The organism is Streptomyces sp. NPDC056480 (assembly GCF_042795405.1).
GTDB lineage: Bacteria > Actinomycetota > Actinomycetes > Streptomycetales > Streptomycetaceae > Streptomyces.
This window is the reverse complement of record NZ_JBHTSA010000008.1, coordinates 108,519-129,932: the sequence shown is the minus strand read 5'-3', so window position 1 is coordinate 129,932 and position 21,414 is coordinate 108,519. Positions and strand designations below refer to the sequence as shown.

At 72.5% G+C, this 21,414-nt stretch carries 18 protein-coding genes; 9 read left to right on the top strand and 9 right to left on the bottom strand.

Annotation, left to right across the window (positions count from 1 at the left end; translation table 11 throughout):
* Positions 1-84 precede the first annotated feature (84 nt).
* A complete protein-coding gene (locus ACFQ79_RS06730) occupies positions 85-759 on the bottom strand; it encodes a Crp/Fnr family transcriptional regulator (RefSeq protein WP_015034542.1) in 675 nt (224 codons plus the stop codon).
* A gap of 230 nt (positions 760-989) precedes the next feature.
* On the opposite strand from ACFQ79_RS06730, the gene nth reads away from it, so the two are divergent.
* From nth to ACFQ79_RS06715, 3 genes are all read left to right on the top strand, one after another.
* Complete coding sequence (gene nth, locus ACFQ79_RS06725; RefSeq protein ID WP_383579829.1) at positions 990-1,922, top strand: endonuclease III; 933 nt, start codon at positions 990-992, stop codon at positions 1,920-1,922.
* An 83-nt stretch (positions 1,923-2,005) separates the two neighbouring features.
* Positions 2,006-2,710, top strand: a complete 705-nt coding sequence (locus ACFQ79_RS06720) for an NUDIX hydrolase (protein ID WP_383579827.1) — start codon at positions 2,006-2,008, stop codon at positions 2,708-2,710.
* A 66-nt stretch (positions 2,711-2,776) separates the two neighbouring features.
* Positions 2,777-3,976 (top strand): MarP family serine protease, encoded by a 1,200-nt coding sequence (locus ACFQ79_RS06715; RefSeq protein WP_383579825.1) that lies wholly within the window; start codon positions 2,777-2,779, stop codon positions 3,974-3,976.
* A gap of 88 nt (positions 3,977-4,064) precedes the next feature.
* On the opposite strand, the gene ACFQ79_RS06710 is transcribed toward ACFQ79_RS06715, so the two are convergent.
* From ACFQ79_RS06710 to ACFQ79_RS06685, 6 genes are all read right to left on the bottom strand, one after another.
* Positions 4,065-4,262: a hypothetical protein gene (locus ACFQ79_RS06710; protein WP_383579823.1), complete on the bottom strand. Its 198-nt coding sequence runs from the start codon at positions 4,260-4,262 to the stop codon at positions 4,065-4,067.
* Between the two features lie 122 nt (positions 4,263-4,384).
* Positions 4,385-5,323 carry an alpha/beta hydrolase gene (locus ACFQ79_RS06705; protein WP_318208013.1) on the bottom strand — a complete coding sequence of 313 codons (939 nt, stop codon included), beginning with the start codon at positions 5,321-5,323 and terminating at the stop codon, positions 4,385-4,387.
* Positions 5,320-5,817, bottom strand: coding sequence for a phage holin family protein (locus tag ACFQ79_RS06700; protein WP_187621741.1), 498 nt, complete (start codon positions 5,815-5,817; stop codon positions 5,320-5,322). The genes ACFQ79_RS06705 and ACFQ79_RS06700 overlap by 4 nt, the downstream gene beginning before the upstream one ends.
* A 57-nt stretch (positions 5,818-5,874) precedes the next feature.
* On the bottom strand, positions 5,875-7,269 hold the full coding sequence (nhaA, locus tag ACFQ79_RS06695) for a Na+/H+ antiporter NhaA (protein WP_383579820.1): 1,395 nt from the start codon (positions 7,267-7,269) through the stop codon (positions 5,875-5,877).
* Positions 7,270-7,565: 296 nt separating this feature from the next.
* Positions 7,566-9,521 carry an acetate--CoA ligase gene (gene acs / locus ACFQ79_RS06690; protein WP_383579818.1) on the bottom strand — a complete coding sequence of 652 codons (1,956 nt, stop codon included), beginning with the start codon at positions 9,519-9,521 and terminating at the stop codon, positions 7,566-7,568.
* 217 nt (positions 9,522-9,738) lie between these two features.
* On the bottom strand, positions 9,739-12,099 hold the full coding sequence (locus ACFQ79_RS06685; protein WP_383579816.1) for a SulP family inorganic anion transporter: 2,361 nt from the start codon (positions 12,097-12,099) through the stop codon (positions 9,739-9,741).
* A gap of 314 nt (positions 12,100-12,413) precedes the next feature.
* Here ACFQ79_RS06685 and ACFQ79_RS06680 point away from each other — a divergent pair, with 314 nt between their 5' ends.
* A complete protein-coding gene (locus tag ACFQ79_RS06680) occupies positions 12,414-13,739 on the top strand; it encodes a hypothetical protein (protein ID WP_383579814.1) in 1,326 nt (441 codons plus the stop codon).
* On the opposite strand, the gene ACFQ79_RS06675 is transcribed toward ACFQ79_RS06680, so the two are convergent.
* Positions 13,727-14,713, bottom strand: a complete 987-nt coding sequence (locus ACFQ79_RS06675; protein WP_383579812.1) for an ATP-binding protein — start codon at positions 14,711-14,713, stop codon at positions 13,727-13,729. The two genes, ACFQ79_RS06680 and ACFQ79_RS06675, sit on opposite strands and share 13 nt — an antisense overlap.
* 102 nt (positions 14,714-14,815) lie before the next feature.
* Between ACFQ79_RS06675 and ACFQ79_RS06670 the strand changes: the two genes are divergently transcribed.
* Positions 14,816-15,634 carry an oxidoreductase gene (locus tag ACFQ79_RS06670; RefSeq protein ID WP_383579810.1) on the top strand — a complete coding sequence of 273 codons (819 nt, stop codon included), beginning with the start codon at positions 14,816-14,818 and terminating at the stop codon, positions 15,632-15,634.
* A 366-nt stretch (positions 15,635-16,000) separates the two neighbouring features.
* Here the strand turns inward: ACFQ79_RS06670 and ACFQ79_RS06665 are convergent, their stop codons facing one another.
* Positions 16,001-16,867 (bottom strand): HAD family hydrolase, encoded by an 867-nt coding sequence (locus ACFQ79_RS06665; RefSeq protein ID WP_383579808.1) that lies wholly within the window; start codon positions 16,865-16,867, stop codon positions 16,001-16,003.
* Positions 16,868-17,318: 451 nt separating this feature from the next.
* Here ACFQ79_RS06665 and ssd point away from each other — a divergent pair, with 451 nt between their 5' ends.
* Genes ssd through ACFQ79_RS06645 form a run of 4 tightly spaced genes read left to right on the top strand, consistent with a single transcriptional unit; the run spans position 17,319 to position 21,401 of the window.
* The gene (gene ssd, locus ACFQ79_RS06660; protein WP_383579806.1) at positions 17,319-18,491 is read left to right on the top strand and encodes a septum site-determining protein Ssd; all 1,173 of its coding nucleotides are present in this window, start codon (positions 17,319-17,321) and stop codon (positions 18,489-18,491) included.
* Complete coding sequence (locus ACFQ79_RS06655) at positions 18,488-19,654, top strand: TadA family conjugal transfer-associated ATPase (RefSeq protein ID WP_383579804.1); 1,167 nt, start codon at positions 18,488-18,490, stop codon at positions 19,652-19,654. The genes ssd and ACFQ79_RS06655 overlap by 4 nt, the downstream gene beginning before the upstream one ends.
* Before the next feature lie 26 nt (positions 19,655-19,680).
* Positions 19,681-20,541 (top strand): type II secretion system F family protein, encoded by an 861-nt coding sequence (locus ACFQ79_RS06650; RefSeq protein ID WP_383579847.1) that lies wholly within the window; start codon positions 19,681-19,683, stop codon positions 20,539-20,541.
* On the top strand, positions 20,502-21,401 hold the full coding sequence (locus ACFQ79_RS06645) for a type II secretion system F family protein (RefSeq protein WP_383579846.1): 900 nt from the start codon (positions 20,502-20,504) through the stop codon (positions 21,399-21,401). The genes ACFQ79_RS06650 and ACFQ79_RS06645 overlap by 40 nt, the downstream gene beginning before the upstream one ends.
* Positions 21,402-21,414: the final 13 nt, after the last annotated feature.

Sequence of the window (21,414 nt, the reverse complement as noted above, 5' to 3'; positions counted from 1 at the left end):
TACGAGAAGGGCCGCCCCGGTCTGTCGGCCGGGGCGGCCCTTTCGCGTACGAGGATGCTCACGGCCCCCGTCCGGGGATGCCGCCTACCGCGAGCGCTTCGCGAGGCGCTCCACGTCCAGCAGGATCACGGCGCGGGCCTCCAGGCGCAGCCAGCCGCGCTGGGCGAAGTCGGCGAGCGCCTTGTTGACCGTCTCGCGGGAGGCGCCGACCAGCTGGGCCAGCTCCTCCTGGGTGAGGTCGTGGACGACGTGGATGCCCTCCTCCGACTGCACGCCGAAGCGGCGCGACAGGTCGAGGAGCGCGCGGGCGACACGGCCCGGGACGTCGGAGAAGACCAGGTCGGACATCTGGTCGTTGGTCTTGCGCAGCCGGCGGGCGACGGCGCGAAGCAGCGCGGTGGCCACCTCGGGGCGGGCGTTCAGCCAGGGCTGGAGGTCGCCGTGGCCCAGGCCGAGCAGCTTGACCTCGGTCAGCGCGGTCGCGGTGGCGGTGCGCGGGCCCGGGTCGAAGAGCGACAGCTCGCCGATCAGCTCGCCGGGGCCGAGGACGGCCAGCATGTTCTCCCGGCCGTCGGGGGAGGTGCGGTGCAGCTTCACCTTGCCCTCGGTGACCACGTACAGGCGGTCGCCGGGGTCGCCCTCGTGGAAGAGCGCGTCGCCACGGGCGAGCGTCGCCTCACTCATCGAGGCGCGCAGCTCGGCAGCCTGCTCGTCATCGAGCGCCGCGAAGAGCGGGGCGCGCCGCAGAACGTCGTCCACGAGTTCTCTCCATACTGTCGACCTGCTCAGGGACCTGCGTCCCATGATGCCGGACGTACAAAACCGTGCGATCAATCACAACAAGTTTGACGTACCGAGCCGCTCGTCCGTACGTCAGGGGCCCGATTGGGCGCTGATCGGCCACGCCCGGGGCGGATGTCGGTGGTGGCCCCTAGGCTGGCCGGGTGTCCAACTCGCCGGTGAGAGCGCAGGCCAAGGGGGCTGAAAGAGTGTCGGCCGAAGGTAATTCCGCTGTGGGCGAACACGGCGTGTCGAAACGGGCGAAAGCCGCAAATCGGAAGCCCGCCGGGTCGGCGAAGCCCGAGAAGCCCGCGAGGGCCACGAAGACCGCGAAGGCCGCCGAGCCCGTGAAGCCCGTGAAGCCCGCCAAGCCCGAGTCGCGGCTCGCCATGGTCCGCCGGGCCCGCAGGATCAACCGCGAGCTCGCCGAGGTCTTCCCGTACGCCCATCCGGAGCTCGACTTCCGCAACCCCTTCGAGCTGCTCGTCGCCACGGTCCTCTCGGCGCAGACCACCGACCTGCGGGTCAACCAGACCACCCCGGCCCTCTTCGCGAAGTACCCCACGCCCGAGGACCTCGCCGCCGCCGTGCCCGAGGAGGTCGAGGAGCTCATCCGCCCCACCGGCTTCTTCCGCGCCAAGACCAGGTCGATCATGGGCCTCGCCGCCGCCCTCCGGGACGACTTCGGGGGCGAGGTCCCCGGCCGCCTCGAAGACCTCGTCAAGCTCCCCGGCGTCGGCCGCAAGACCGCCTTCGTCGTCCTGGGCAACGCCTTCGGGGTCCCCGGCATCACCGTCGACACCCACTTCATGCGGCTCGCCCGGCGCTGGCGGTGGACCGAGTCCGACGACCCCGTGAAGATCGAGGCCGAGGTCGCCACGATCTTCCCGAAGAGCGAGTGGACGATGCTCTCGCACCGGGTGATCTTCCACGGCCGCCGCATCTGCCACGCCCGCAAGCCGGCCTGCGGCGCCTGCCCGATCACCCACCTCTGCCCGTCGTACGGGGAAGGCGAGACCGACCCGGAGAAGGCACGGAAGCTGCTCAAGTACGAGATGGGCGGCTTCCCCGGCCAGCGGCTCGACCCGCCGCCCGGCTACCCGGGCCGCCCCGCGCCCCCGCTGGGCGCGAGCGAAGGCTGAGACCCGTCCCCGGCCCGCCCGGGGAACAGCTCCAGAGGGAACGAACCCGTACATCGATCGCGTTGTGAAACTCGGGGGTGCCTATGACGCGCACTGACGAAGAGATCCACGGGCCCGGCACCGCCGGGCTGCTCAGCAGAGACGGGCTGCCCGACTGGCTCGGGCCCGTCGACCGGGCCGCCCGCACGGTCGAGCCCGAGCAGCTGAGCCGCTTCCTGCCGCCCGCGAGCGGCGCCGGACGCCAGTCCGCCGTCCTCGTCCTCTTCGGCGAGGGCGACCGCGGCCCCGAGCTGCTGCTCATGGAGCGGGCCGGCAGCCTCCGCTCGCACGCGGGACAGCCCTCCTTCCCCGGCGGCGCCCTCGACCCCGAGGACGGCGCCCCGGCGGACGGCGGGCTGCTGCGCGCCGCCCTGCGCGAGGCCCAGGAGGAGACCGGGCTCGACCCCGCGGGCGTCCAGCTCTTCGCCGTCCTCCCCCAGCTCTACATCCCGGTCAGCGGCTTCGTCGTCACCCCGGTCCTCGGCTGGTGGCGCGCCCCCACCCCCGTCGGGGTCGTCGACCCCGGCGAGACCGCCCGGGTCTTCACCGTGCCCGTGGCAGATCTCACGGATCCGGCGAACCGGGCGACCGCGGTCCATCCGAGCGGCCACCAGGGCCCCGCGTTCCTGGTCGCATCCGCTCTGGTCTGGGGTTTTACGGCCGGAGTGATCGACAGACTCCTGCACTTCTCCGGCTGGGAGCGCCCCTGGGACCGGTCCAAGCAGGTCCCGCTCGACTGGCGCTCATGACAGGCTGAACCCCGGCGGAACGGCTGATCCCCGGCGACCGGAAACGAATCTGCGAGGCAATTGACGGTGAACGTGCTGGACATCTTGTTGCTGCTCGCCGCCGTCTGGTTCGCGATCATCGGTTACCGCCAGGGATTCGTGGTCGGCATCCTGTCGGTGATCGGCTTCCTCGGCGGCGGCCTCGTCGCCGTACTGCTGCTGCCGGTCCTCTGGGACCAGATCACCGACAACAGCGAGGTCTCGACCACGGCGACGGTCGTCTTCGTGATGGTGGTCATCGTCTGCGCCTCCGTCGGCCAGGCCTTCACCACCCACCTGGGCAACAAGCTGCGCCGCCACATCACCTGGTCGCCCGCCCGCGCCCTCGACGCCACCGGCGGCGCCCTGGTCAACGTCGTCGCGATGCTGCTCGTGGCCTGGCTGATCGGCTCCGGCCTCGCCCGTACCACCATGCCCACCCTGGGCAAGGAGGTGCGCAACTCCAAGGTCCTGCTCGGCGTCGAGCAGGTGATGCCCGATCAGGCGTCCCGCTGGTTCGACGACTTCAGCTCCACCCTGGCCCGCAGCGGCTTCCCGCCGGTCTTCAGCCCCTTCGCCAACGAGCCGATCACCCCGGTCATGCCCCCCGACCCGGAGCTCGCCCAGAGCCCGGTCGCCGCCCGAGCCCAGCGCTCCATCGTGAAGGTCGTCGGCACCGCGCAGAGCTGCGGCAAGGTCCTCGAAGGCACCGGCTTCGTCTTCGCCGACCGCCGCATCATGACCAACGCCCACGTCGTCGGCGGCGTCGACGAGCCGACCGTCCAGATAGGCGGCGAGGGCAGGCTCTACGACGCCAAGGTCGTCCTCTACGACTGGCAGCGCGACATCGCCGTCCTGGACGTGCCGGACCTCAAGGCCACGCCACTGACCTTCACCGACGAGGACGCCCGCAGCGGCGACAGCGCGATCGTCGCCGGATTCCCGGAGAACGGCTCGTACGACGTGCGCTCGGCGCGCGTGCGCGGCCGGATCAACGCGGACGGACCCGACATCTACCGCCGGGGCGAGGTGCGCAGGGACGTGTACTCGCTGTACACGACGGTCCGCCAGGGCAACTCCGGCGGCCCGCTCCTCACCGTCGACGGCGAGGTGTCCGGCGTGATCTTCGCCCGCTCCCTCGACGACGCGAACACCGGCTACGCCCTGACCGTCGACGAGATCCGCGAGGACATCGAGCGTGGCAGGACCGCGAACCAGCAGGTCGACACCCAGGCCTGCGCTCTGTAGGCCGGCTGCGACCCCCGCAACCGCGGGCGCCCGGCCGCCTCTGTGGCGACGGGCGCCCGCGGCGCTGTCAGGGTGCTGTCAGATGCTGTTACGGGGTGTCGCGGGGATGCCTGAGCCGGGCCGAGACCCAGCGGGCCCGGCGGCGGAGGATGCGTGAGATCCCCACCCCCTGCGCGGCGTGCGCACCGCCCGGGTCCGGCGGTCCGGCCCCCTCGCGGGAGCCCTGCCCGGAGGCCGAGCGGCGGTTGCGTGCTGTCGTGTCACCGTAGTCGTGCGTCCAGCCCATACCTCGACGTCTGCCCGTGCCCCAAGGTCGGTAACCGCCCGGGAGCCCGCCAATTGGAGTATGCGCGAGGCACATGGCCGTTCGAAGGAAGTCTGTACGCACCGGAGCGGCCAGAGGGACCGTCAGCGGTCCGGCTCGGGGTCCTTCAGCCAGTTGACGAGCTCAGTGGAGAAGGCCACCGGGTCCTCCTCGTGCGGGAAGTGACCGAGCCCGTCGAAGAGCCGCCAGCGGTACGGCGCCTCCACGTACTCGCCCGATCCCGCGGCGCTGCGGGTCCGCATCACCGGGTCGAGGGAGCCGTGCAGATGCAGGGTCGGCACCCGCACCGGCCGCTTCATGCGCCGGTTGAACTGGATGCCGTCCGGGCGGGCCAGGGACCGCACCATCCAGCGGTACGGCTCGATCGAGCAGTGCGCCGTCGACGGGACCAGCATCGCCCGCCGGTACACCTCGATCGCCTGCTCCTCGGAGGCGCGGACGGGCTGCGGCCCCGACCAGTCCCGGATCAGCTCGCCCACCAGCGCCGCGTCGTCCGCGACGAGCTGACGCTCCGGCAGCCACGGCCGCTGGAAGCCCCAGATGTGCGAACCGGCCCGCGACTGGGCGAAGTCCGAGAGCATCGCCGAACGCCAGCGGCGCGGGTGCGGCATCGAGGAGACCACGAGCCGGCGCACCAGCTTGGGCCGCATGACGGCCGCCGTCCAGGCGAGATAGCCGCCCAGGTCGTGCCCGACGAGCGCCGCGTCCGGCTCGCCCAGCGAGCGGATCACCCCGGTGACGTCGAGGGCCAGGTTGGCGGGGTCGTAACCCCGGGGAGTGCGGTCGCTGCCGCCGACCCCGCGCAGGTCCATCGCGACGGCCCGGAAGCCGGCCTCGGCGAGCAGGGGCAGCTGGTGCCGCCAGGTCCACCAGAACTGCGGGAAGCCGTGCAGGAGCAGCACCAGCGGGCCGTCGCCCATCTCGGCGATGTGGAAGCGGGCGCCGTTGGCGGCCACGTCACGATGGGTCCACGGCCCGTCGAGCCGGACGGGCCCGCCGTTGCTGCTCTCGGGGAGGGTCATACCGACGAGCGTGCCACAGTGGGGGCCTTGTCCAGCGCCTTGTCCAGTGCCTTGGCGGGCTCAGGACGCGGGTGCGGCTTGACGGTGGAGATCACCGCGGCCGTCTGCTTGGCCGAGGCGATGGACTTCTCCGGCGGCTTGACCTTCTTGAACTTGGCGTACGCGATCACGCCGAGCAGCACCGCGAGCAGCACGTTCGCCGCGAAGGAGAGCAGGAAGCACCAGACGAGGTTCCAGCCCCCGTTGCCGTTGTGGCCGCCGGTCCAGGTGTTGATGGCGTACGCGAGCGCGAAGCTCAGCATCGGCAGGGAGAACAGCAGCACGACCGCGGCCGTGATGCCGGCCGCGCTCCCGATCACACCCCGCTTGACGTCCTGCCTGATCTCGGCCTTGGCCAGGGCGAGCTCGTCGTGCACCAGTGCGGACATCTCGGCGGTCGCCGAGGCGACCAGCTGGCCGAGGCTGCGCTCGGTGCCGTCGTACGGGTCGCTCATCGCTGCTCCCTCTTCTCTTCTGCGGTCCGAGTTCTCTTCTACGCGGTCCGACTCAGATCATGCCGGACGGTCGGCCCCGTCGCGCGGTGCCCCCGCCAGTTGGGCGCGCTCACGGTGTTCCGCGGCCTTCTTCTCGTAGATCTCGGCCATCCGCAGGTGGTACGCCGGGTCGTGCTCCTCGTAGATGTCGGGGATGCCGTCCTGGTCGTCGTCCCGCTCCTCGTCGGAGACCAGGGCCTGGTACCTGCGGACCCGCAGCTTCAGCAGGACGGAGGCGAGGACCGCCGCGATGAGCGAGCCGATGAGGACCGCGGCCTTCACCTCGTCGGTGAGCGCCTCGTCCCCGGCGAAGGCGAGCTCGCCGATGAGCAGCGACACGGTGAAGCCGATGCCGGCGAGGGTGGCGACGGCGAAGACGTCCGGCCATCTCAGGTCGGGGTTGAGCTCCGCACGGGTGAAGCGGGCGGCCAGCCAGGTGCCGCCGAAGATGCCGACCGCCTTGCCGACGACGAGACCGAGGACGACGCCGAGGGTGACGGGCTGGGTGAAGACGTCGTGGATCGCGCCGCCGGAGATGCTCACGCCGGCCGAGAAGAGTGCGAACAGCGGGACGGCGAGGCCGGCCGAGAGCGGGCGGACGAGGTGCTCGATGTGCTCGCCGGGGGAGTGCTTCTCGCCCTCCCGGGTGGTGCAGCGGAGCATCAGGCCCATGGCGACACCGGCGATGGTGGCGTGGACGCCGCTGTTGTACATCAGACCCCAGATGACCAGGGCCAGCGGGACGTACACGTACCAGCCGCGGACCTCCTTGCGGAGCAGCAGCCAGAAGAGGAGCAGCCCCGCGAAGGCGCCGCCGAGCGCGGCGAAGTTCAGGTCGCTGGTGAAGAAGACCGCGATGATCAGGATCGCGAAGAGGTCGTCGACGACGGCGAGGGTGAGCAGGAAGGCGCGCAGCGCGGAGGGCAGCGAGGTGCCGATCACGGCGAGGACGGCGAGCGCGAAGGCGATGTCGGTGGCGGTGGGGACGGCCCAGCCGTCCATCGAGCCGTTGCCGAGGGCGTTGACCAGGGCGTAGACGAGGGCGGGAGCGGCCATGCCGCAGAGCGCGGCGATGACGGGGAGCGCGGCGGCCCTGGGGTCGCGCAGTTCGCCCGCGACGAGTTCGCGCTTGAGCTCGATGCCGGCGACGAAGAAGAAGATCGCGAGGAGGCCGTCGGCCGCCCAGTGCTGGACCGAGAGGTCGAGACCGAGGGCGGCGGGGCCTATGTGGAAGTCGCTGACGGCCTCGTAGCTGCCGCCCAGGGTGTTGGCCCAGACGAGGGCGGCGACGGCGGCGACGAGGAGCAGGACACCACCGACGGTCTCGGTGCGCAGGGCGTCGGTGAGGTACTGGCGCTCGGGCAGGGGGAGACGGCCGAGGAACTTGCGGTCGGTGGGTGCGGGCGCGGCCACGTGGGAAAACCTCCGGTCGGGTGGGCAGGACTGAGCACATGCCGACCAGACTTCCCGGCGCACCTAGGTTTTCTTGTCGCGTCGTTGACGCGATCCTTACTTTACCTAACGAGCGTGGGTTGGGTCCGGCGAGATTCACTTTAGGGAGTTTTGCGGCTTTCGTCCCTCCGGGAAAGAGCAAGCGAAACGCCCGCCTCCGGGGAAGGGCAAGCGAAACGCCCGCCCCACGGGATCGGGGCGGGCGTCTCTCTACGGGCGGGGTGCCACGCGCTGTCGGGCGCGGCGTGCGGCCGGACTCAGTCCTCGCTGGAGGCGGACGGCAGCTGGGTCTGGATGAGCGACATGACCGAGGAGTCGGTCAGCGTCGTGACATCGCCCAGTTCGCGGTTCTCCGCCACGTCGCGCAGCAGACGGCGCATGATCTTGCCCGAGCGGGTCTTCGGCAGCTCCGCCACCGGCAGGACGCGCTTCGGCTTGGCGATCGGGCCGAGGGTCGCGCCCACGTGGTTGCGGAGCTCGGCGACCAGGCTCTCGTCCTGGGTGGCCGTACCGCGCAGGATGACGAACGCGACGATCGCCTGACCGGTGGTCTCGTCGGCGGCGCCGACGACGGCCGCCTCGGCGACGGCCGGGTGCGAGACGAGGGCCGACTCGACCTCGGTGGTCGAGATGTTGTGACCGGAGACGAGCATGACGTCGTCGACCCGGCCGAGCAGCCAGATGTCGCCGTCCTCGTCCTTCTTGGCCCCGTCACCGGCGAAGTACTTGCCCTCGAAGCGGGACCAGTACGTGTCGATGTAGCGCTGGTCGTCGCCCCAGATCGTGCGGAGCATCGACGGCCACGGCTCGGTGAGGACCAGGTAGCCACCGCCGCCGTTCGGCACCTCGTTGGCCTCGTCGTCGACGACGGTCGCGGCGATGCCCGGCAGCGGACGCTGGGCGGAGCCCGGCTTGGTCTCGGTGACGCCCGGCAGCGGCGAGATCATCATCGCGCCGGTCTCGGTCTGCCACCAGGTGTCCACGATCGGAGTCCTGCCCGCGCCGATGTGCTCGCGGTACCAGACCCAGGCCTCGGGGTTGATCGGCTCGCCGACCGAGCCGAGCACCCGGAGGCTCGACAGGTCGAACTTGGCGGGGATGTCGTCGCCCCACTTCATGAACGTGCGGATCGCGGTCGGCGCCGTGTAGAGGATCGTGACGCCGTACTTCTGCACGATCTCCCAGAACCGCCCCTGGTGCGGGGTGTCCGGGGTGCCCTCGTACATGACCTGCGTCGCGCCGTTGGCCAGCGGGCCGTAGACGATGTACGAGTGCCCGGTGACCCAGCCGATGTCGGCGGTGCACCAGTAGACGTCGGTCTCCGGCTTGAGGTCGAAGACGGCGTGGTGGGTGTACGCGGCCTGGGTGAGGTAGCCGCCGGAGGTGTGCAGGATGCCCTTCGGCTTCCCCGTGGTGCCCGAGGTGTAGAGGATGAAGAGCGGGTGCTCCGCCTCGAAGGCCTCCGGGGTGTGCTCGGCGGACTGGCGGGCGACGATGTCGTCCCACCACACGTCGCGGCCCTCGGTGAACGCGGTGTCCTGGCCCGTACGGCGCACCACGAGGACGTGCTCGACCTGCGGGCACTTGGCGACGGCCTCGTCGATGGCCGGCTTGAGGGCGCTCGGCTTGCCACGGCGGTAGCCGCCGTCGGCGGTGACGACCAGCTTGGCGTCGGCGTCCTGGATGCGGGAGGCCACGGCGTCGGCCGAGAAGCCGCCGAAGACCACCGAGTGGGCGGCGCCGACGCGGGCGCAGGCCAGCATCGTGATGGCCGCCTCGGGGATCATCGGCAGGTAGACGGCGACGCGGTCGCCCTTGCGGACACCCAGCTCGGTCAGGGCGTTGGCCGCCTTGGAGACCTCGTCCTTGAGCTCGGCGTAGGTGATCGAGCGGCTGTCGCCCGGCTCGCCCTCGAAGTGGATGGCGACCCGGTCGCCGTGGCCGGCCTCGACGTGCCGGTCGACGCAGTTGTACGCGACGTTCAGCTCGCCGTCCGCGAACCACTTGGCGAACGGCGGGTTCGACCAGTCGAGGGTCTCGGTCGGCTCGGTGGCCCAGGTCAGGCGCTTGGCCTGCTCGGCCCAGAAGCCCAGCCTGTCCGCCTTGGCCTGCTCGTACGCCTCCGCCGTCACGTTGGCGTGCGCGGCCAGCTCGGCGGGCGGCGAAAATCGACGCTCTTCCCGAAGCAGATTGGCCAGGCTTTCGTTGCTCACGACATCTCCCTTTCCCAGGGCGTCCTCTGTGCGTATGTGTCCCGCGTCATAGCTCATCAGTCGGAGGCCCGGGTGACAAGAGCCTCCAGGCAATTGGTTTAGACCTGTGAGTCGTACGGCGTGCGGGGGCCCCTCCTCCCGAGCGGTGGGAGAAGGGGCCACACAGTCTCACGGACCGGGGGAGCGGAAGGTTCAGGACGCGCTGCCCCGTCCCTGATCAGGACGCTCTCGCCGCTTCCAGGGGCTCCGTCGGCATGACCTGGGTGAAGACGTCGTCGTACGAGTGCACCTCGTCCGTCCCGGAGAGGAGGTACGCCTGCGCCTCACCCACATGGAAGTACACGCCGTGCAGCGAGAGCGTGCCCTCGGCGAGCCGCCGCGCCACCGGCTCGTACGCCCGCAGGTGATCCAGCTGCTGGACCACGTTGGTCAGGCAGAGCTGCTCGACCGCGTCCGCCGGAAGCCGCCCGGAGATCCGGGCCCAGGCGTGTCTCCGGCTCGCCATCCGCTCCAGGCTGGGCCTGCCGTGGCGCAGCCAGCGGCGGAGCGGGGTCGGCGGGTCGTCCGGGCCGGCGTTGAGCAGGGCCTGCATCGCGCCGCAGCCGGAATGGCCGCAGACGGTGATCGACTCGACCCGCAGCACCTCCACCGCGTACTCGATCGCCGCCGCCACCGAGTCGTCGCCGCTCTCCTCGCCGGGCAGGGGGACGAGGTTCCCCACGTTCCGCACGGTGAACAGGTCACCGGGGCCGCTCGACGTGATCATGCTCGTGACGAGGCGGGAGTCGGCGCAGGTCAGGAAGAGCTGCGAGGGGGTCTGGCCCTCCCGGGCGAGCCGCGCGAGCTCGTCCCGGACCAGCGGGGCCGTGTTCCGCTGGAACTTGCCGATGCCGCTGGCCAGCTTCAGACCCGTCGTACGAGGGGTCTCCTCGGCCTCGGCCTCGTCGGCCCGCCCGTCCGGCTGCTCGCCGCACTGGTGGTTGTGCCACGGGGTCCACGGCCGGCAGCAGGTGTGCGCGGCGGCGGCCGAGGGAGTGGGGTCGGCGATCCTCGTGCCGGAGGGGCCGGTGGTCTCGACCGTCCCGCCGTGGGCGAGGTGCCCCGCGGTCCAGTCGCTGAGCGTCTCGTAGGCGGCGTGGTCCATGAAGGAGCCGTCGAGCTCGACCACCACGTCGGAGCCGTGCGGCAGTTGGTGCAGGGCGCGGCTCAGCCGGGGCACGGCGAGGAAGGTCAGCTGCCCCCGGACGTGCAGCAGCTGGCGCCCGTCCCGCTCCTCGCGGGTGATCCGGGTCCGGGCGAGCCGGTGCAGGGCGACGGAGACGGCCACGCCGATGCCGAGGGCGACGCCCTCCAGGATGCCGATGAGGACGACGCCGGACAGCGTCACCACGTAGACGACGACCTCGCGGTGCCGGGTGACGGTACGGATGTGGGTGATGCTGACCATCTGGATGCCGACCACCATGACCAGGGCGGCGAGCGCGGCCAGCGGGATCAGGTCGAGGACCGGCACCAGCAGCAGGGCCGCGAGCACGATCCACAGGCCGTGCAGCATCGTGGAGGAGCGGCTCACCGCGCCCGCCGAGACGTTGGCGACGCTGCGGACCGCGACGCCGGCGACCGGCAGGCCGCCGAGCGCCCCGGAGACCAGGTTGGCGGCGCCCTGACCGGCGAGTTCGCGGTCGAGGGCGGAGCGCGGGACGCCCCGGCCGCCGTCCGGACGGGCGGCGACCAGCTTGTCGACCGCGACGGCGGACAGCAGCGACTGCACGCTGGTGACCAGAGTGATCGTCAGCACCCCGGCCACGATGCCGAGCACCGGGCCTTCGGGCAGACCGGGCAGGGCGTGGCTGCTCCAGGAGGGCAGGTCGACGCGCGGGACGGCGAGCCCGGCGACCGCCGCGACCGCCGTCGCGCCGATCACCGCGACGAGCGCGGCCGGGACCTTGCGGACGAGCTTCCCGGCCCGGCCCGGCAGTCGCGGCCAGCACAGCAGCACGGCCACGGTGAGGGCGCTGATGCCGAGCGCCGCCGGGTGGATGTGCGCCAACTGGGCCGGCAGGGCGAGGACGTTGTCGACGGCGGAGCTCTGCGGGGTGCTGCCGAGCACGATGTGCAGCTGGGCGAGGGCGATGGTGACGCCGATGCCGGCGAGCATGCCGTGCACGATCGCGGGCGAGACGGCGAGCGCCGAGCGGGCCACCCGAAGGGCGGAGAGCCCGAGTTGGGTGAGCCCGGCGAGCACGGTGATGGCGCAGGTGGTGCGCCAGCCGTACAGCTGGATGAGCTCGGCCGTCACCACGGTGAGGCCGGCGGCGGGGCCGCTCACCTGGAGCGGGGAGCCGCCGAACCGGCCGGCGACCAGACCGCCGACGGCGGCGGCGACCAGACCGGACTGGAGCGGGGCTCCGGTGGCGAGCGCGATGCCGAGCGAGAGCGGCAGTGCGATCAGGAAGACGGCGACGGACGCCGACAGATCGGCGCCGGCGATACGGAAGCGGCGCGGCCGCTCCGGCGGGCTGTGGGGCCGCTGGACGCGGGGTCGGTTGGTCGTGCGGGCAGGGGTGCAGAGGGTCATTCCCGTCTCCTCCGGGGCGGCGCGGTCGCGGTTCGTGCGGGACGAACGTGGGGGGCTCGCGGCCGTGGGTCACGGCGTGCAGCGGCGGGATGCATGGCGGCGGCAAGGCGGGATCGCCGCCGGGGCGAGGATCAACGCTCGGTAAATGGATCGTAATGGAGAGTAAAGACTCCGGCATTATTTTCGGGGCAAACAGGGCAATGATTCACCGGTTCCGGTGAAGGGTGAACGGATTGCCGCTTGTCGTTTCATCAGTCCGGCTGTCGCGGTGCGACGTTGACGACGCTCGTACGGAACCGAGGAGAGGTGCGCGGATGACAGCCGCCGGGAGAAGGACCACTGCCCAGAGGAAGGCGCTCGCCGCCGGTGCCCTCGCCGTCGCCCTGATCGGCGGCCTCGCCGGCTGCTCGGGCTCCGACGGCAGCGCCACGAAGAGCGCGCCGGGCGGAGCGGGCGCCAAGAAGGAGCCGGCCGCCGCCCCGCCGAACGCGGTCCGGCTGATCGGCGACGGCTCCACCGCCTTCACCGGCGCCCAGCCCCACCAGCCCGTCTGGCAGCGCCTCAAGCCGGGCGAGACCCCGCCCCAGTTCGTCGTCTTCTCGTGGGACGGAGCCGGCGAGGACAGCCAGAAGCTCTTCTCCCACTTCCGCAAGGTCGGCAAGAAGTACGACGCCACCATGACGTACTTCCTCAGCGGCGTGTACCTGCTGCCCGAGGAGAAGCGGGAGCTCTACGACCCGCCGCAGCACAGCGCAGGGCGCTCCGACATCGGCTTCAACGACACCGAGGGCATCCGCGCCACCGTCCGCGAACTGCGCGGCGCGTGGCAGGAGGGCAACGAGATCGGCACCCACTTCAACGGGCACTTCTGCGGGGCCGAGGGCGGCGTCGGCACCTGGTCCGTCGAAGAGTGGAAGAGCGAGATCAAGCAGGCCAAGTCCTTCGTCAAGAACTGGAAGACGAACTCAGGCCTGCGCGCCGAGCAGCCGCTGCCCTTCGACTACGACAAGGAGCTCGTCGGCGCCCGCACCCCCTGCCTCGAAGGCCGGACCAACTTCGTCCAGGCGGCGGCGCAGCTGGGCTTCCGCTACGACACGAGCGGCGTCAACGACCACATCTGGCCCAAGAAGGACCTGGGCCTGTGGGACCTGTCGCTCCAGCTCGTGCCGGTCCCGGGCCGCGCCTTCCAGACGCTGTCCATGGACTACAACTTCATGGTCAACCAGTCCCCGGGCACGACCCAGGGCGACCCGTCCCAGCGTGAGCACTGGGGCGACCAGATGCGGGACGGCCTGGTGCAGGCCTTCGAGCGCTCCTACCGGGGCAACCGCGCGCCGCTCATCATCGGCAACCACTTCGAGTCCTGGAACGGTGGCGTGTACATGCGCGCGATCGAGGAGACCATCGCCACGGTCTGCGTCCAGAAGGACGTGAAGTGTGTGTCCTTCCGGCAGCTCGCCGACTGGCTCGACGCCCAGGACCCGTACGTCATCGCCAAGATGCGCACCCTGAAGGTCGGCGAAGCCCCGCAGGCCGGCTGGAAGGCCTTCCTCGCCCCCCAGCCGGCCACGGCCCCGGCCGCCCCGGCGGCGGCCGGCGCCCCGGCCGCCCGCGGTGGCGCCGGACGTCAGGCGGGCTGAACGGCGCCGAGACTCTCGGCGAGCACGAAGTCGGGGTCGACCTGGGCAGCCAGGTCGGCTCCGGTCTTGGCGTTGCCCCAGCTCTCCGCGTTGCGCAGGTGGAAGTGGACCATCTGGCGCGTGTAGCGGTCCCAGTCGCGGTCGGCGTACGAGTCGTCCGCCGCGTCCTGGAGGGCCTGGAGCGACATGCGGTTCTCCGCCTCCAGGAGCTCGAAGCGGGGCGGGCGGCCCTTCTCCATCGCGCGGACCCAGTCCGAGTGGCCCACCGTCACGAGCAGGTCGTCGCCGACCTCCGCGCGCAGGAAGTCCAGGTCGTCCCGGCCCTGCACCTTGTTGCCGACGACCTTCAGCGCGACGCCGAAGTCCCGCGCGTACTCCTTGTACTGGCGATAGACCGAGACGCCCTTGCGGGTCGGCTCGGCGACCAGGAACGTCATGTCGAAACGGGTGAAGAGGCCGGAGGCGAAGGAGTCCGAGCCGGCGGTCATGTCGACCACCACGTACTCGTCGGCGCCGTCCACCAGATGGTTCAGGCAGAGCTCCACCGCGCCGACCTTCGAGTGGTAGCAGGACACCCCGAGGTCCGACTCCGTGAACGGGCCGGTCGCCATCAGGCGGATCTCGCCGTCGTCGAGCGGCACCGTCCGTGCGCAGGCCTCGTAGACCGGGTTCTCCTCGCGGACCCGCAGCAGCCGGGAGCCCTCCCCGGGCGGCGTCGTCTTGATCATCGTGTCGGCGGAGGTGATCCGCGGGTTGCTGCCCCGCAGGTACTCCTTGATCAGCGGCAGATGCGCACCCATCGCGGGCAGCGCGGCGGCATCCGCGTCGGGCAGGCCCAGCGCGGTGCCGAGGTGCTGGTTGATGTCGGCGTCGACGGCTACGACCGGGGCTTCGTTGGCGGCGAGGTGGCGGATGAAGAGCGAGGACAGCGTGGTCTTTCCGCTGCCGCCCTTCCCCACGAAAGCGATCTTCATGTTCACCTAGGGTAGTGGCATGAACGCGCCGCGTGGTCGGGATGCGTGAAGAAGACCACCCCATCGTGGGGCGGGCCGCCGGGGCGCGTAGCCTCCCTACTTATGAGTACGCACGCCTCTGACCCCTTGGCCGCCCTCGGCTCCCTGCCGGGCGTCGCCGACGCGGTGGACTCCGTACGCAAGGCCGTCGACCGGGTCTACGGCCACCGTGTGATGCGCCGCCGCAGCAACGAGATCTCCTCCGAGGCGGCCCTGCGCGGGGCGCGCGGGTCGGCCGCGCTGTCCGGCGCCGACTGGGCCCTGGAAGAGGTCCGACGCCGCACCGACTTCAGCTCCGACGCGGAGGCCCGCACGGTCGGCGCCGCGCTGCGCCTCGGCGCGGAGGCCGGGCAGCTGCTCTCCATCTGGCGCCAGTCGCCGCTGCGGGTCCTCGCCCGGCTCCACCTGGTCGCCGAGGGCGACCCGGGCGCCTCGGTGGGCCGCCCCCGGCTGGACGGCGAGACGGTCGACGAACCGCTGGTCACGGCCCCGCTGCCGACCCCCGCCGAGGTCGGCGGACGGCTCGACGGCCTGGCGGAGCTGATCGTCGCGGGCGGCGAGGCCCCCGCGCTCGTGACGGCCGCCGTGGTCCACGGCGAGCTGCTCGCGCTGCGCCCCTTCACCTCGTACAACGGCCTGGTCGCCCGCGCCGCCGAGCGGATCGCGCTGGTCGGCAGCGGTCTCGACCCCAAGGCGATCTGCCCGGCGGAGGTCGGTCACGCGGAGCAGGGGCCGGCCGCGTACCTCGCCGCGTTCGAGGGGTACCTGTCGGGGACCCCGGAGGGCGTGGGCGGCTGGATCGCGCACTGCGGGCGCTCGGTCGAACTCGGTGTCCGCGAGTCGACGGCCGTGTGCGAGGCCCTCCAGCGCGGCGCGGCCTGAACCGGCGCGAGGACGGCGGCCCGGGTCCCGGATCCCGGCCCTGACAAACGAATCCGGGCCCCTCGCGGGGCCCGGAACGGGTTGCGGCGGCACCAGTTCTGGTACCGCCGCTGGCACGTCTACCCAGTTACCATGCGTCCTCGAATATGTGCCCATCAGGCCGGGTGCTTTGCCCGTGGCCTGGTGCGGCTGGCCCGTAATCGACGGGTCGACGTCGCGTGGGTGCTCGGTTTCTGTGCTAGGTCCGTGGGGCCTTCATGCTCAACAGGTGATCCTCTCGGATGTCCTCGGTCTCGCGGGCCTGATTCCTTTCTACTCCTGTCGGGGTAGAAGCGAAAGTGCTGGCTCCACTTCTCTGCTCATTGCTCAAATTCGGGCAAAGTCATCCGCGAGCCGATGGGCGAGTGCGGCCTGCCGACGCCGGGCGGCGTACCAGACGAGTCCGGCCCCCACGGCCGCCGCACCCACCGCCGCCGCGGCGACGAGCGTGGGACGCGGCGGCATACGGAATTCGGGCAGCCGCTGCTTGAGCCGTACCGGCTTCTCGAAGGCGAGAACCGGCCATTCCCGCGCCACGGCCTCACGCCTCAACGCCCGGTCCGGATTGACCGCGTAGGGGTGGCCGACGGCCTCCAGCATGGGGATGTCGGTCGCCGAGTCGCTGTACGCGTAGCAGCGCGAGAGGTCGTAGCCCTCGGACTCCGCGAGATCCCGGACGGCCTCGGCCTTCGTCGGCCCGTAGGCGTAGTACTCCACCTCACCGGTGAAGCAGCCGTCCTCGCCGACCACCATCCGGGTGGCGACGACCCGGTCGGCGCCGAGCATCTCGCCGATCGGCTCGACGACCTCGGCGCCGGAGGTCGAGACGATCACGACGTCGCGGCCGGCGGCGTGGTGCTCCTCGATGAGGGAGGCGGCCTCGTCGTAGATGATCGGGTCGATCAGGTCGTGAAGGGTCTCGGCGACGAGCTCCTTCACCTGGGCCACGTTCCAGCCTTTGCAGAGCGCGGAAAGATATTCACGCATCCGCTCCATCTGGTCGTGATCGGCCCCACCTGCCAGGAAGACGAACTGGATGTAGGCCGTCCGCAGGGCGGCCCGGCGGCTGATCAGTCCGCCCCGGTAGAAGGACTTGCTGAAGGTCAGCGTCGAGGACTTCGCAATGACCGTCTTGTCCAGGTCAAAGAAGGCGGCTGTGCGCGGCAAGGAGTGGTTTTCCACAAGGCTGAGCATAGGTGCCCGCCATTCGGCGTACGCTGGGGCGCGTGGGTTTGCCTGAGAAGGCTCTCGGGTACACCATGGAAGTCACGGATCGTTCGCGACCGTGCTAACCCGGTCCGGCTCCTCCCCCCCCCGAGTCGGCCGGAGAGACGACCCCCGCTCTCCCCCCCGGCGGGGGTCGTCGCATGTCCGGAGCCGTTTCGGCGCTGTGGGACATCGTCCGCCTCCTTCCTTCCGGCCGTCGGCCAGGCATCGTCCGGCGCTCCACCGGACCCTCGAATCATCACTCACGGTAACCGGCAGGATGCGTTCCGGGGAGTCCCCGGAGGGGTGACGAAGATATTCACAGGGCTTCGGATTTCCCCAGTTTTTCGGCAGGATCCCCAGGATTTTCCGTTCGGCCCCACCGTGATTCCCGTCGCGAAGTTCGCGAACGGCAGGAATCGCGAGAGGGGTGTGTGTCATGGAGGCATCCAGGACTTCCGGGGGCAGGGGTACGAGGTGGACCTCGGTGCCGGGCGGGGCGGATCGGGCCCCGGTGCCGAGCGGTCCGGACGGAACCGGCGCCCAAGAGCAGCGGCGCACGGGGCCGTTGATCGTCACCGAGGACCTGGGGCTGCTCGACGACCTCCTGCGGCTGTGCGCGGCGGCCGGTGTCGAACCCGAGGTGCACCACCGGGTGCCGGAGCGGCGGGCGAGTTGGACCGACCCCCCGCTCGTCCTGGTCGGCGACGACGCCGCGGCCCGGTGCCGGGGGGCGGCACGCCGCCCGGGGACCGTCCTCGTCGGGCGTGACCGGGACGATGCGGGGGTGTGGCGGCTCGCCGTCGAGATCGGGGCCGAGTGCGTCCTGCGGCTGCCGGACGCCGAGGGCCTCCTCGTCGACCGCATCGCCGACGCGGCCGAGGGCGTGGGCCGGCAGGCGCTGACCGTCGGGGTCGTCGGCGGCCGGGGCGGCGCGGGCGCCTCCACCCTGGCCTGTGGTCTCGCGCTGGCCGCCGCGCGTTCCGGACGGCGCACCCTGCTCGTCGACGGCGACCCCTTGGGCGGGGGGCTCGACGTGTTGCTCGGGGGCGAGCGCGAGGAGGGCAGACGATGGCCCGACTTCGCGGCCTCGAAGGGCCGGCTCGCCGGTGGCGCCCTGGAGGAGTCCCTGCCGTCCGTGCGGGGCGTCCGCGTGCTCAGCTGGGGCAGGGAGCCCGCGGCGTCGGTGCCGGCCGAGGCCGTGCGGTCCGTGCTCGCGGCGGCCCGCCGCCGGGGCGGGGTCGTCGTGGTCGACCTGCCGCGCGCGGCCGACCAGGCTGCCGTCGAGGCCCTGGCCCAGCTCGATCTCGGACTGCTCGTCGTGCCCGGCGAGCTGAGGGCCGTCGCGGCCGCTCACCGGGTGGCGTCGACCCTCTCCATGGGGGTGCGCGACCTGCGGGCCGTGGTCCGCGGACCGTACGCGGCCGGGCTCGACGAGCGATGGGTCGCCGACGCGCTGCGACTGCCGCTCGCCGGTGAACTTCCCTACGACCCGGGGATCGTGGCCGACCAGGACGCGGGCGTGCCGCCGGGCGCCGAGCCCCGAGGTCCCCTCGGCCGGTTCTGCGACGCCTTCTGGACGCGCGCCCTCGCCCCCGGCGGTGCGGCATGACCGGGGCTGCGGGCGGCGGCGCGGGGCTGCTCGACGCGGTGCGGCAGCGGCTCGCGGCAAGCGGGTCCGATCCCACCCCCGCGCGGGTCGCGGCGGCGCTGAGGGCGCAGGGACGGCTGCTCGGAGACGCGGAAGTGCTGGGTGTCGCGGAGGAGTTGAGGTGTGAGTTGATCGGCACCGGACCGCTCGAACCGCTGCTCGCCGATCCGGCCGTCACCGACGTCCTGGTCTCGGCGCCCGACCGGGTGTGGGTGGACCGGGGCGCCGGCCTCGAGCGGGCCCCGGTGTCCTTCACCGATGCCGCCGCCGTGCGCAGGCTCGCGCAACGGCTCGCGGCGGTGGCCGGACGCAGGCTCGACGACGCCAGGCCCTGGGTGGACGCGCGTCTGCCCGACGGCACCCGGATGCACGCGGTGCTGCCACCGGTGGCGGTCGGCTCGACCTGTCTGTCGCTCCGCGTGGTCCGCCCGCGCGCCTTCACCCTGGAGGAGCTGGCGGCGGCGGGGACGGTGCCGCCGGGCGGCGCCCCCATCCTGCGCGCGCTCATCGACGCCCGGGTGTCGTACCTGGTCAGTGGTGGCACGGGGACGGGGAAGACCACCCTGCTCGCCTCCCTCCTGGGCCTGGTGGGGGAGCGGGAGCGGATCGTCCTCGCCGAGGACTCGGCGGAGCTGCGGCCCGACCATCCGCACGTGGTGCGTCTGGAGGCACGGCCCGCGAACCAGGAGGGCGCCGGACTCGTGACCCTGCGGGACCTGGTCCGGCAGGCGCTGCGGATGCGGCCGGACCGGCTGGTGGTCGGCGAGGTCCGGGGTGGCGAGGCGGTCGATCTCCTCGCCGCTCTGAACACCGGCCACGAGGGCGGCTCGGGCACGGTCCACGCCAACACCGCGGCGGACGTGCCGGCACGACTCGAGGCCCTGGGGACGGCGGCCGGGCTCGACCGGGCCGCTCTGCACAGCCAGTTGGGGGCAGGTCTCTCGGTCGTGCTCCATCTGGCGCGGGACCGGGACGGGCGACGGCGGATCGCCGAGGCGCACGTCCTGGAGCGGGACCGGGACGGCCTGGTGAGGACGGTTCCCGCGCTGCGGTGGGGCGCGGACGGATTCGTGCGGGAGCGGGGCTGGGACCGGCTGAGGTCGCTGATCGGAGGGGGATCGTGAGCACGACCTGGTTGTCCGTACGGGACCTGTCCCAGGCGGCGTTGGCGGTCTGCGCGGTCGTGGCGTCGTGGGAGGCGGTCGAGCGGAGGCGCGTCACGGGCCGGGCGCGGATGGTGCTCGCCGGCGGGGTCGCCGGGCTCCCCGGGACTATCGCTGGGCCTGTGGTGTGGTCGGCGGTGGCGGCGCGCTGGTGGGCCGTGCTGCGGGGGCGGCGGGCCTGGCTGTGTCTGCCGGTGGCGGGAGTCGTCGCGGTGCTCGGTGAGTCGCCGCTGCCGCTGGTGGCGGGGGCGGTCGCGGTGCCGGTCGTCGGGCGGCGGCTGCGGGAGGCCGGGCGCCGGAGGGAGCGCGAGGCGCGGGCCGAGCGCGTGGTGGCCCTGTGCGGTTCCGTCGTGGGGGAGTTGAGGGCCGGTTGGCAGCCGGCGCAGGCCCTGGCCTTCGCGGCCCGTGAGACGGGCGCGCTCGGCGACGGGGAGGCGGCGGTGCTCGCGGCGGCCCGGTTCGGCGGGGACGTGCCGGAGGCCCTGCGGAGAGCGTCCGGGCAGGACGGCGCCGACGGGCTCGCGGGCATGGCGGCGTGCTGGCAGGTGGCCGTGGACGGCGGCGCGGGCCTGGCAGCCGGGCTCGACCGGCTCGAAGCGGCCCTGCGGGACCACCACGAGCAGCGTGAGCGGTTGCGCGCCGAACTCGCCGGTGCCTGGGCGACGGTGGCCGTTCTCGCGGTGCTGCCCCTCGCCGGTGTCGCCCTCGGCGCGGCTCTGGGCGCGGACCCGCTGCGGGTGCTGCTGCACACACCGGCGGGCCTGGGCTGCCTCGTCGTGGGCGGGGCTCTGGAGGCGGCCGGGCTGTGGTGGGCCGCGCGGGTCGTCCGAGGAGGGGAGCGGGCGTGAGGGGGGCCGTGCAGGCGGCAGCAGTGGCTGCCGTGGCGCTCGTCTGGTGCGAGCAGGGGACGCGGGAGCTGGTGTCCGGGCGGAGGGCGCGCGGGATGCGGCGGAGGCTGCGAGACCTGCTGTCGACTTCGACTTCGACTTCGACTTCGACTTCGAGTCCGCCTTGGACTCCGACCCCGACCGTGCCCTGGACTCCGACCCCGGCCCCGACCTCGCCCCCGGTCCCGGGCCGGCGGCCGCGGGTGGCGCGGTCCGGGTTGCCGCGGTGGGTGGGGCACGGGGTGGCGCCCCTCGGGGCGGCCGGGCTCGGCTGGGTGCTGTTCGGGGTGTTCGGCGGTCTGGTGGCCGCCGTCCTGGTGGCCGTGGCCGTCGGACGCGGCGCGGCGGGCAGGTCCGCCGCGCCGGCGGGCGCCGAGGACGACGCGGTGCGGCTCCTTCCGCTGGCCGCGGATCTGTTGGCGGCCTGCGCCTCGGCCGGAGCCGGGCCCGAGGAGGCGGCGGAGGCCGTCGGGCGGTCCCTCGGCGGTCCCCTGGGCGAGCGACTGACCCGCACGGCGGCCGAACTGCGGCTCGGCGGCGAACCGGCCGAGGTGTGGCGGAGGTTCGGCGCGATACCGGGCGCCGCGGGCCTCGCGCGCTGCATGGAACGGGCCGGCTCCTCGGGGGCACCCGCGGCGGAGGCCGTCGCCCGGCACGCGGCCGCGCTGCGGTCGGCCCGCGCCCGGACGGCGGCGGCCGGGGCGCGCCGGGCACAGGTGCTGATCAGCGGGCCCGTGGGGCTCTGCTTCCTGCCGGCCTTCCTGGCGGTGGGAGTGGCCCCGGTGGTGATCGGCCTGGCGACGGGCCTTCTGGACGGATGAGACGGATGGACGG

Excerpts from the sequence above, each read along its gene's own strand:
- ACFQ79_RS06680 (WP_383579814.1), top strand. The coding sequence starts at position 12,414 with ATGACAGCCGCCGGGAGAAGGACCACTGCCCAGAGGAAGGCGCTCGCC.
- ACFQ79_RS06665 (WP_383579808.1), bottom strand. The coding sequence starts at position 16,867 with ATGCTCAGCCTTGTGGAAAACCACTCCTTGCCGCGCACAGCCGCCTTC.
- ACFQ79_RS06685 (WP_383579816.1), bottom strand. The coding sequence starts at position 12,099 with ATGACCCTCTGCACCCCTGCCCGCACGACCAACCGACCCCGCGTCCAG.
- ACFQ79_RS06655 (WP_383579804.1), top strand. The coding sequence starts at position 18,488 with ATGACCGGGGCTGCGGGCGGCGGCGCGGGGCTGCTCGACGCGGTGCGG.
- ACFQ79_RS06700 (WP_187621741.1), bottom strand. The coding sequence starts at position 5,817 with ATGAGCGACCCGTACGACGGCACCGAGCGCAGCCTCGGCCAGCTGGTC.
- ACFQ79_RS06710 (WP_383579823.1), bottom strand. The coding sequence starts at position 4,262 with ATGGGCTGGACGCACGACTACGGTGACACGACAGCACGCAACCGCCGC.
- ACFQ79_RS06705 (WP_318208013.1), bottom strand. The coding sequence starts at position 5,323 with ATGACCCTCCCCGAGAGCAGCAACGGCGGGCCCGTCCGGCTCGACGGG.
- ACFQ79_RS06675 (WP_383579812.1), bottom strand. The coding sequence starts at position 14,713 with ATGAAGATCGCTTTCGTGGGGAAGGGCGGCAGCGGAAAGACCACGCTG.
- ACFQ79_RS06720 (WP_383579827.1), top strand. The coding sequence starts at position 2,006 with ATGACGCGCACTGACGAAGAGATCCACGGGCCCGGCACCGCCGGGCTG.
- ACFQ79_RS06670 (WP_383579810.1), top strand. The coding sequence starts at position 14,816 with ATGAGTACGCACGCCTCTGACCCCTTGGCCGCCCTCGGCTCCCTGCCG.
- ssd (WP_383579806.1), top strand. The coding sequence starts at position 17,319 with ATGGAGGCATCCAGGACTTCCGGGGGCAGGGGTACGAGGTGGACCTCG.